The sequence below is a fragment of the Actinophytocola sp. genome (assembly GCF_050699935.1).
Taxonomy (GTDB): domain Bacteria; phylum Actinomycetota; class Actinomycetes; order Mycobacteriales; family Pseudonocardiaceae; genus Actinophytocola.
In genome coordinates, this window is record NZ_JBOHGB010000073.1 from 23,195 (window position 1) to 33,686 (window position 10,492).

The following is a 10,492-nucleotide window of genomic DNA, read 5'->3' on the forward strand; positions in this document are numbered from 1 at the left end:
TCGAGCGGTCGTCCGGCCCGCAGGACGCGCGGCACATCCCGTTGACCCGCGCTCAGCGGCTGGCACAGGACGCGGCCGAGGCCGCCGACGTGCGCGCCTACCAGACCCATCCCGATGTGATCGCACTACGCGTCGAGCGCATTCGAACGCAGGTGGATCGGTTGTGCTGGGCCGGGATCGTGCTCGGACTGGCGTTCACGATGACCAACGTCCAGACCTTCGCCGCCGCCGGCTCGCCTGCGTGGTCACTGCCCTGGCTGGCCGCGTGGCTGCTGGATCCCACGGTGTCGGTGGTGTTGCTGGCGATTCTGCGGGCGGAGCAGGTGACCGCCCGCTACCGGGTCCAGACGGGGCCGTGGGTGCGGCGTGCGAAGTGGTTCACGCTCGCTGCCACGTATGCCATGAACACGTGGGCGTCCTATGCGGATGGTTCGGTGTCCGGTGTCGTGCTCCACTCGGTTCCGCCGTTGCTGGTGTTCGTCGCCGCTGAAGCGGTCACCGATCTGCGGGACAAGCTCACCGAAGCCGTGCACGCGGCGTTCACGGAAACCGCCGAGCGGACTGCGGCGTTCACGACACCCGCGGCGGGCGCTCATGAACCCGCGCGGCGGAAGACGTTCGCCGAGTACCTGACGGTCGCGCGTCGTTCCTGGTCACCAGGGATGGATGTCAACCCGGCATGGGTGCGGCGGGTCACCGGCTGCTCGCGTGGCCTGTCCTCCCGTCTGGCGGCGGCGCTGGTGGCCGACCTCGGCCCTGCTGTGGACGCGCCCGCGAGCGGTGGGGAGGGGCGGCCATGAACGCCCACGAACCGCCCGTGAACGGTGCGGGCACCGAACTGGAACCGAAGGTCTACGACGCCGAGCTGGTCGACGATTCACCGGGTGCCGCCGAATCGGCGCCATGGCGGCGCATGTTCGGCGAGCTGGTTCGCCGGGTGTGGCGGTCTGGTCTGGCCGTGCGGGTGCGGTCGGTGGCCGCATACCGGGCGCGGAAGATCCCGCAGGACGCGGCGCGGTTGGTGTGGTTCGTGCTGCGTGGGAACTGGCGGTGGCTGGTCAAGTTGTGGAGCTGGGCCACCTATGCCGACCTGCGCGCGGACGCTCGTGCTGCTCGCCTGGCGGGGAACACTGAGGCACGACGGACCGCGCAGGAGCTGATCCGCTCCGACGCGAAGGCTCGGTGGGCGCGCGTTGGCATCGTGCTGCGGCGGATCGCGATCGCGGTTCGAGTCCTCGCGCCGCTCGCGGTGGTGTTGTGGGCGGTCGATTCGTGGATGGATCGCGCCGCCATGTGGTCATGGCTGGCGGCCGTCTACACCGGACTCGACGCCACATGGACAGTGCTCGCGGTCGTGGTGCCGTTGGCGCTCGGCGCTGTGCCGGTGGTGTGGCTGGTAGCGGCCGCGTTCGAGGGCCGTGACAAGACCCCCGGTGCCGGCTGGCTCGTCCGCCCGGACCGCGACGACGCCGACTCGTGGATCGATGAACGGATGATCTCGAAAGCGTTGGCGCACTTGGGAATCCGCCCGCTGAACGCGTTCTTCAAGGACGGTGGCGAACTCGTCTACACCATCCCGGCGCGCAAGGACGGTGACGGCACCTTCGCCCAGGTGCGGCTCCCGCTCGGGGTCACGGCGGACATGGTGGCCGCGCAACGGCCCAAGCTGGCCGCCAACCTCGGTCGTGCGGCGTTGGAGACCTGGCCCACCAAGGGCGAGGAAGACGGCATCCTGGACCTGTGGGTGGCCGACAAGGGCACCCTCGGTGGTGGGGCCGGTGAGTGGCCACTGCTCCACGACGGTCAGGTCGACCTGTTCGAGGGAGTCCCCTTCGGACTCACCCAACGTGGCCTGGTCATCAACGCACCGTTGATCGGTGCGAACTGGCTGATCGGCGGCCGTCCCGGGCAGGGCAAGTCCTCAGCTCTGCGCACTCTGCTGTTGGGAGCCGTGCTCGACCTGACCGCCGAGCTGTGGGTGTTCGTGATGGGTGAGTCCCCCGACTTCGACCCGTTCACGCCCCGCCTGTCCCGATACCGGATGGGCATGGACGACGCGGTAGCCGAGGACGCGTTGCGCGCCCTAGACGACCTCTCGGCGGAAATGGAGCGTCGCGGGCAGGTACTGGGCCTGCAACCCGGCCGACCACCAAAGGTATCGCGCAAGCTCGCCGACAAGCGCGGTCTCGGGTTGCACCCGCTGGTGGTGGCAATCGACGAATGTCACGAGCTGTTCCAGCACCCGCGCTACGGCAAACGCGCCGCTGAACTCGCCGTACGGGTGATCAAACGCGGCCGTAAGTACGGCATCGTGCTGCTGCTCGCGACGCAGTCACCGACGAAGGACAGCATCCCGCGCGAGATCACCCGCAACGTCTCCAGCGGTGTGGCGTTCTCGGTAGCCGACCAGGTCGCCAACGATGGCCTGCTCGGGTCTGGCAAGTACCGGGCCGGCATCCGCGCCACCGACTTGCGAATGACCACCGACCGGGGAACCTGCGTGGCTGTGGGCGTCACCGATGCCACGTTCGAGTTGGTGCGCACGTTCTACGTGCCGTTCGAAGACGGCACCGACGACGTGTCACCGGTCATCGCCCGCGCCATGGCGATCCTGGACGAGACCGGACGCGCGATCACCGCACCCGAACGCGCGGAGATCGAGGCCGCGCCGGTCGATCACCTGGCCGACATCGCCGAGGTGATGCGCGGTGAACGGCGGGTGCGCACACAGGTTGTGCTCTCTCGTCTCGCCGAGCACAACCCGGCCGAGTACGAGGGATGGACGTTCACCGATCTCGCCGCCGCACTTGCCGGGCACGGTGTCATGCCACGCAAGTCCGACGGATACAAGGTGATCCGCGTCGAGGACGTCGCCGACGCACTCGCCGACCGGACGGCCAACGAGGCCGCAACCCGGGACGGGGATGCGGGCAGGGAGCCGTGGGAAGGCCAGGGAGTTCTCCCTGGTGGGTCCCTGCCGCAGGGTCCCTGGGTTGAGCAGGGAAAACCCCGACCAGGGACCCATGGCGCGAGGTTCGAGAACACCTCGCCAACCCCGCGAAACCGTAGTGGTCCGCCACCGTCGCCCGGGTCCCTCCCCAACCGTCATGGGGGCGCCGATGACGGCTAACCCGCAGCAGCCACCGCCACGACCAGACCACCACGAAGGAAGCGATGATGATCAGCAGGCAGAGGCGTTGGGGATCGACCCGGAGTCGTACCGCTACTGGAAACGAGCGTGCGCCGCCCTGCCGCCGATGACTCCCGAAGACATCGCCGCCGTAGGCGCGGTCCTGCGCCGCATCGACGCCAGGCTCGCGAAACAACGCGGCCAGCGCCCACCGCGACGGTGACGAACAGCGGTGCCCCTCCCGATCCGGGAGGGGCACCGCTGTGTTCGGTCTGGAGATGGGCTAGGACCCGGACGGACGGGTCAGCTCGCCGAAGGTGACGGCTGTCCCGTCTGGGGCGACGAGTCGAAGACGGTCGCGGTCGAACCCGCGTGGTCCGGGACGCTTGACGTACTTGTCCAGAAACAGTGTTGCCTCGCCCAGCGCACGGGTGAGCATGGACCGTCGCTCGGAGTTGTCCGCGTTGTCCCATTGGGCCTTGATCGTTGCCGCTGGTTGGGCGGTGGTCGGTCCCTCGGGCGATCCAGCGGACAGCGCGTCGCGTTCGGCGTACAGCTGATCTAGGGCTTCCACGAGGGGCTTGTTGGCCCTGTCGAACGCCGCCATCGTCTTGAACTCCCGACGTCCCAAACGGTCGGACACCGCCTGCTGCCACTCTTCGTATTCGGCGATCTCGGCGTTGACCGCGGTCAACCGGTCGGCCACCTGGGCGCGTGCCGCCTCGACTGCCGCGGCGTATCGGTCGTCGGAGAGGCGCAGGATCACGAACGCTCGTAGTTCCTGGTCCACGGCGCGGAGGTCGGCGTTGACCGTGCCGCAGCCTCGGCGTTCCTTCTCGCAGGTGTAGTACTTCTTGCGCACGTGGGTGTTGGCGCGTCGGGCGAAGCGCTTCTTCGTCGTGATCGACGCCTCGCGGGCGGTGACCTCCAGCCGCTCCCGCAACACCGGGTCGTCGATGGTCGTGTCGGGGTCCTGGTGCCAGGCGGCGACCACTCGTCGCGTGGTGTCCAGGTGCGCGGCGAACGCGGCGTCGGCCATGTCCAGCGCGGTCTGCAAAGCGCACGCAACCCGGGGTGTCCAGGCGAGGTCTCGGTAGAACCCGTCCCCGTTGCGTGCCGAGAGCCGCGCGCCACAGTTGGGCTGGCCGCAGCGGATGATCCCGGTGCCGATGTAGCCCGGCCCGACCTCGCCGGCGACCCGGCCCCGGCGGCGGGCCGCGTACTTCGTGCGCAGCAACTCGAACTTGGTCGGGTCCACGATCGGCTCCCCCGGCATCGTCGCGACCAGCTTCCCGTCGTGTTCGATCAGCCCGGCGTTCGTCGGGCGCGACAACACCGACTTCACCGCCAGCCGCACCCACGTGTTGCCCTCCACGGTCAACAACCCCTGCTCGTTCCACTCCCGCGCGACCACCGCATCCGACACCCCCGACAACACCGCATCCGTGGCCTCCGCGATCGCGCGCCGCTCCCGCGCCACCAACACCGCCGACACCATCGGCCGATCCTCGTCGGTCTCGCTCTCTCCGGGTGTCCAGGTCAGGTCTCGGCCCGGCCAGCCGAAGCGGCGCGGCCCACCGATGTGCCCCATGCCGTTCTCGCGGAAGGTGGCGAACCGTCGCCGCACTCGGCGGGACTTGTCATCCGACTCCTTCGCGGACTGTGCTACCTCGATCCGCAGAATGAACCGGTCATCTGGATCGGACAGATCACGCGATCCGTGCGCGCTGGCGACCAGGAAGCCTTTGTCCGCCAGATCAATCAGCTTCTCCAAGTCCCGGGGCTGCCGGAACAGTCGATCGGTGTGCCACACCACGATCCCGTTCGAGGCACCCGACTGGACCCGCTCCAACAGTCTCTCCCAGCCGGGTCGACGCACACCCTTGCGCCACGCCGACAGACCATCCTCCAGCTCGACGCCCAGCACACCGCCCAACCGGTCGATCGCACCCCGGTTGTCCGCCCACTGCGTCTCGATCTTCTCGAACTCACCCGTGTTCGGGTTCTTCGACAACCGCGCATACGAGTCCAACACCGGAACATCCAGACCCGGAGATACCATCTGACCTGCTGTAACGTCCTTGCGTGTGCCCATACACCGACTCTATGTCGGCAAATGGACGTTCGCCTACGCGGGGGGACTGACAGATCGGCGCACGTCGGCGGCGCTTGTGGACAAGCAGACCGATTGAACGGTCCATTCAATCGCCCAGGGGTCCCCTGATCTTCACGCTACCGGCGCACACCGACAAAACCGCGCCACCAAGCCAAAGCCTGTGGACTACCGCCCCGGGGCCCCCCGATTTCCAGTTTACCGGCGCACCCCGACAAGAACGGGCGAAGCCGACCGCGCCTGTGGACAACCGCCGGCTCGCGGGGGCCCCCCGCGATCCAGTCTATTGGTGGGGTCTGACAGTTTCGGGTGCCGGCGATGCGGCTGTGGACAGTCACGGGCAGAACCCGGGTTGTCGGGCGGGTGGCAAGGGGAGCGAGTCGGAGCGGGGACCTCAGCCGGTTGTCCAGGTTGGCCAGCGTTCGAGCTCCCGTCCGGACAGTGGGGCGTTCGGCGCCAGGTCGCCGTAGGTCACGCCGGCCACTTTGGCGTCCGCGTCCAGTTCGTAGACGAAGCACGCGTACACGGGGCGCTCCGGGGTGCCCGGGCCGATGAACGGCGGGCAGTCCGGCATCCGGTCGAAGCCCGGCGTCGCGCGGCTGAGCACCCCACGGTCGTCCCGCAGGAACACGTCGTCCGCCGTGCCCAGTGCCGCGCGCACCACCACGAAACGGTTGCCCGGGGCCGGGCGCCGGTCGCCGACATAACCGGACGGGGTGAGCACCACGTCGAAACCCGCGCGCATCGTGGTGTCGGCCATGGTGACCTCGACCGGCGGCTCGCCCACCGTGCCGACCACGAACGGCGTGGCCGGCTTGGCCCGCGTCACCCGCGGCACCGCCACCGGCACCCGGATCGGCCGCTGAGCCTCCGCGTCGGTGCTGATCGAGCCGAACACCACGGCGGTCACCGGCGTCCGCTCCGGCACCGGCATCACCACGCACGCCTCGAACCGCTGGCCCCGCGGCACGATCTTCGGCGGCTTCGACGCGCCCGCCTCGCACTCCACCACGCCATCACCGAGCGGGCGGATCCACAGACCGCGGTCATCGATCAGCGACACGCTCCGCGACAGGTCACCCTCCCAGTCCGGGCCCGACGTGTTCGTCCCGGACAGCAACACGGTCAGCCACCGGTAGCCGGCCGGCGCGTCACCCAGGGCCGCGATGAGCGACTCCGCCCGCACGCCCTGCACCACGATCTCCAGCTCCGCACCCACCGCGGTCCGGTACGTCGCCGGCACACCCGGCCGCACCGTGACGAACGCCGGCTGCCCGGCCTCGACCCGCTCCTGCCCGGCAACGACCGGCGGTATGGCCTGCCCGCCGTCCACACTCGGGTCTTCCACCAGCGCGCCGGCGGCCGGACCGGGGCTGCCCGCCATGCGCTGCCCGGGCCCCCAGCCGAGCGCGAGCACGGCGGCCAGCGAAGCCACGAGCACCACGCCCGCGGCGGCTACCACCGCGCGGCGCAGCCCCGGCCGGGACTGGACGGACCGTCCGGCCCCCGCATGCTGCTCGTCCACCCGCAGCGCACCCCGGGCCACCGCGGTCGCCGGGTCGGGGTCGACCCGCACCGACCGGCCGAGCTCGGTGAGTCTTCGGGCGAGCACCGGGGTGCGCGAGGACCGGCCCACGACCAGCACCGCGTCCGCGGACTTCGCCATCTTCGCGACCTGGACATCCGCGGGCAGCTCCGCGCTGGAGACCACGGTGAGCTTGCCGGACTTGCGCCGCACCGCGGTCGCGGTGCCGGCATCGCCGTCGAGTTCGAGGACGAGCAGCGTCTGGTTGGCCTCGAGGTCCGCCCCGGCCGCGGCGGCGAGTGGCGCGACGACCGTGCGGACCGTCGGCGCGAGGCCGGCCGCCGCGCGGGTCAGCACCGCCACCCGCTCGGCCGGCCAGCCGGGGGGATGGGTGAGCACGAGCTCGGTCACCGCACCGGACGAGGCGGCGGCCTGCACGACCCTGGCCAGCAGCCGCCGGAGCAGGCGCGTCACCGGTAGCGGGATGTCGCCGACCATGATGTCGCGCCGGTCGAGCCGGTACTTGAGATCGCTCACCACACGGTTCGGGGCCACGGTCCCCAGGGCCGCCGCCTCGCGGCCGGCGACCAGCTGGTTGTCGGAGCTGAGCGCGACGGCGGAGGGCACCCGCGTCTCGCCGTCCACCATGACCGGCCGGGGTGCCTCGCCGTGCCGGCGCAGCACGCCGACCGTGTCGGTGGCGCCGAAGTCGACGACGACCGTGAGGTCGTTCACGTTGTTCCCTCGCAGGCTCCGTGCCGCAGCATGTCTCAGGCGCTACCGCGCTCCCGCTTCTGGCGGGCTTGATACTCCCGCATGCGCTTCGGGTAGCCAACCCGCTCCACGTCGTAAAGTGGCATCTGCCGTTTGCGCGCGAACTCGGCGGCCGCCTCCGGGCTCGAGATCCGCCGGCGGGTCCACTCACCGTCGTGCGCGATCAGCAGGACGGTCGTCTCGGTGACGTGGGTGCGCGGCTCCACGTAGGCCTCGACGCCGCGGCGCTGCGCCGCCCAGTCGTCGAGATGCGCGGTGTCCTGCTTGGTGGCGCCCCGCAGCTGTCCCTGACCGCCCTTGCGCTTCTTACGCAGCGAGTCGAAAACACCCACGGCGGCTACCTCCAAACGAGAAACGTCGTCACTCCCATTGTGCCAATACGGCCACCTCGCAAGCGTGCCGCACATAGTGACAAGATGATGTGTGGTGACTGGTTCAGCCCCTCACGTCACCGCCCGCTGCTCGTCGTACCGTTCGTCGTGTCAAGGGAGATCCCGTGACTGATACCTCCGCTGACCTCGTGATCCTGGGTGGCGGATCGGGTGGCTATGCCTGTGCGTTCCGCGCGGCGGGCCTCGGCCTCTCGGTGATCCTCGTGGAGAAGGACAAGCTGGGCGGCACCTGCCTGCACCGCGGCTGCATCCCGACCAAGGCGCTGCTGCACGCCGCCGAGGTCGCGGACCTGGCGCGCGAGGGCGACCAGTTCGGCGTGAAGTCGGCCCTGGAGGGCATCGACATCGCGGGCGTCAACTCCTACAAGGACGGCGTGGTCGGCGGCCTGTACAAGGGGCTGCAGGGGCTCGCGAAGGCCAACAAGGTCACCGTCGTCGAGGGGCAGGGCACGTTCGCCGCACCCAACGCGGTCGACGTGAACGGCACCCGCTACACCGGCCGCAACGTCGTGCTGGCCACCGGCTCGTTCGCGCGCAGCCTGCCCGGCCTGGACATCGGCGGCCGGATCATCACCAGCGACCAGGCCGTGCACCTGGACTACATCCCGTCGAGCGTCGTGGTGCTCGGCGGCGGTGTGATCGGGGTCGAGTTCGCGAGCGTCTGGGCCTCCTTCGGCTCCGACGTGACCATCGTGGAGGCGCTGCCGCGGCTCGTGCCGCTAGAGGACGAGTGGGCCTCCAAGCAGCTGGAACGGGCGTTCCGCAAGCGCGGCATCAAGTACAAGACCGGCGTGAGGCTCACCGGCGCCGAGCAGACCGAGTCGACGGTGACGATCTCCCTGGAGTCCGGCGAGACGATCGAGGCCGAGACGCTCCTGGTCGCCGTCGGCCGCGGACCCAACAGCGCGGGCCACGGCTACGAGGAGGCCGGCGTCACGATGGAGCGCGGGTTCGTGCGCACCGACGAGCGGCTGCGCACCAACCTGGACAACGTCTTCGCCGTCGGTGACCTCGTGCCCGGGCTGCAGCTCGCGCACCGCGGGTTCCAGCACGGCATCTTCGTCGCCGAGGAGATCGCGGGCCTGCGGCCGCGGCCGATCGACGAGGCCGGCATCCCGCGTGTCACCTACTGCAGGCCCGAGGTCGCGTCGGTCGGCCTGACCGAGGCGCAGGCGAAGGAGCGCTACGGCGGTGCGGCCACCTACACGTACGCGCTGAGCGGCAACGGGAAGAGTCAGATCCTCAAGACCGCGGGCGGGGTCAAGCTCGTGAAGGCGCCGGACGGTCCCGTCGTGGGCGTCACGATGGTCGGTGAGCGGGTCGGCGAGCTTGTCGGCGAGGCACAGCTGATCTACAACTGGGAGGCGTACCCGGAGGATGTCGCGCCGCTCATCCACGCCCACCCCACCCAGACCGAGGCACTCGGCGAGGCATTCCTCGCCCTGGCCGGCAAGCCACTGCACGTGCACGGCTGAGCGGAGCTCGCGAAGCGAACACCAACCCAGAGCCGTTTAGTCCCAAGGAGTCAGCGAAACCATGGCGTTCTCCGTCCAGATGCCGGCGCTCGGCGAGAGTGTCACCGAGGGCACTGTCACCCGGTGGCTCAAGCAGGTCGGCGACCCCGTCGAGGTCGACGAACCCCTGCTCGAGGTCTCCACGGACAAGGTCGACACCGAGATCCCCTCCCCGGCGGCCGGCGTGCTGCAGAAGATCGTCGCCCAGGAGGACGAGACGATCGAGGTCGGTGCCGAGTTGGCGGTGATCGGCGAGAGCGCCGCCTCCGGCGACGGTGGCGGTGGCGGTGGCGCTGGTGGTGACACTGGCGGTGGCGCGGCGCAGGCCGAGCCGGCGCCCGAGCCCGCACCCGAGCCCGCGGCCGCACCCGAGCCGACACCGCAGCCGACACCGCAGCCCGCCGCCGAGCCGACCGCCGCGGAGCAGCCGGAGCCCGTGCCCGCACCCGCCGAGGAGTCCACTTCGGACAGTGGCGGCGCGGCCGATGGCACGCCGGTGACCATGCCGGCGCTCGGCGAGAGCGTCACCGAGGGCACGGTGACCCGCTGGCTCAAGCAGGTCGGCGACCCCGTCGAGGTCGACGAACCCCTGCTCGAGGTCTCCACGGACAAGGTCGACACCGAGATCCCCTCCCCGGTGGCCGGCACGGTACTGGAGATCACCGCCGCCGAGGACGAGACAGTGCAGGTCGGCGGCCAGCTCGCGGTCGTCGGCACCGGCGCGGCGGCCCCGGCCCGGCCGGAGCAGCCGAAGCCGGCGGAGAAGGCGCCCGAGCCGGCGGCCCCCCGGCAGGAGGCGCCACGGCAGGAAGCCCCGCGGCAGGAGACGCCGCAGCCGCAAGCACCCGCGGCCCGGCAGGAGGCGCCGGTACGCGCCAACGGCGAGACCCCGTACGTGACGCCGCTGGTGCGCAAGCTCGCGGCCGAGCAGGACGTGGACCTGTCCCGCGTCCAGGGCAGCGGCGTCGGCGGCCGGATCCGCAAGCAGGACGTGCTCGCAGCGGCCGAGGCCGCCAGGCAGCCGGCTCCGGCGGCTCCCGCGGC

Annotated in this window: 8 protein-coding genes; 5 read left to right on the plus strand and 3 right to left on the minus strand. The window is 70.5% G+C overall.

Features of this window, described 5'->3' with window-relative positions:
- Positions 1 to 41: 41 nt before the first annotated feature.
- The 3 genes from ACRDTB_RS22535 to ACRDTB_RS22545 are packed head-to-tail and all read left to right on the plus strand — an operon-like array spanning position 42 to position 3,353.
- Positions 42 to 800: a hypothetical protein gene (locus ACRDTB_RS22535; protein WP_431433275.1), complete on the plus strand. Its 759-nt coding sequence runs from the start codon at positions 42 to 44 to the stop codon at positions 798 to 800.
- Entirely contained in the window at positions 797 to 3,130 is a 2,334-nt protein-coding gene (locus tag ACRDTB_RS22540; RefSeq protein ID WP_431433264.1) for a hypothetical protein, read from the plus strand. The genes ACRDTB_RS22535 and ACRDTB_RS22540 overlap by 4 nt, the downstream gene beginning before the upstream one ends.
- The gene (locus tag ACRDTB_RS22545; protein WP_431433266.1) at positions 3,120 to 3,353 is read left to right on the plus strand and encodes a hypothetical protein; all 234 of its coding nucleotides are present in this window, start codon (positions 3,120 to 3,122) and stop codon (positions 3,351 to 3,353) included. The genes ACRDTB_RS22540 and ACRDTB_RS22545 overlap by 11 nt, the downstream gene beginning before the upstream one ends.
- Positions 3,354 to 3,413: 60 nt before the next feature.
- Here the strand turns inward: ACRDTB_RS22545 and ACRDTB_RS22550 are convergent, their stop codons facing one another.
- The 3 genes from ACRDTB_RS22550 to ACRDTB_RS22560 all read right to left on the minus strand — a co-directional run bounded on the left by ACRDTB_RS22550 (position 3,414) and on the right by ACRDTB_RS22560 (position 7,874).
- Positions 3,414 to 5,165 (minus strand): recombinase family protein, encoded by a 1,752-nt coding sequence (locus ACRDTB_RS22550; protein ID WP_431433267.1) that lies wholly within the window; start codon positions 5,163 to 5,165, stop codon positions 3,414 to 3,416.
- 472 nt (positions 5,166 to 5,637) lie between these two features.
- Entirely contained in the window at positions 5,638 to 7,503 is a 1,866-nt protein-coding gene (locus ACRDTB_RS22555; RefSeq protein WP_431433269.1) for a hypothetical protein, read from the minus strand.
- A 35-nt stretch (positions 7,504 to 7,538) separates the two neighbouring features.
- Positions 7,539 to 7,874 carry an oxidoreductase gene (locus ACRDTB_RS22560; RefSeq protein WP_431433270.1) on the minus strand — a complete coding sequence of 112 codons (336 nt, stop codon included), beginning with the start codon at positions 7,872 to 7,874 and terminating at the stop codon, positions 7,539 to 7,541.
- 164 nt (positions 7,875 to 8,038) lie between these two features.
- Between ACRDTB_RS22560 and lpdA the strand changes: the two genes are divergently transcribed.
- A complete protein-coding gene (gene lpdA / locus ACRDTB_RS22565; protein WP_431433271.1) occupies positions 8,039 to 9,409 on the plus strand; it encodes a dihydrolipoyl dehydrogenase in 1,371 nt (456 codons plus the stop codon).
- Between the two features lie 61 nt (positions 9,410 to 9,470).
- Positions 9,471 to 10,492: biotin/lipoyl-containing protein (locus tag ACRDTB_RS22570; RefSeq protein WP_431433273.1), on the plus strand; the 1,022-nt coding region annotated here is incomplete at its 3' end.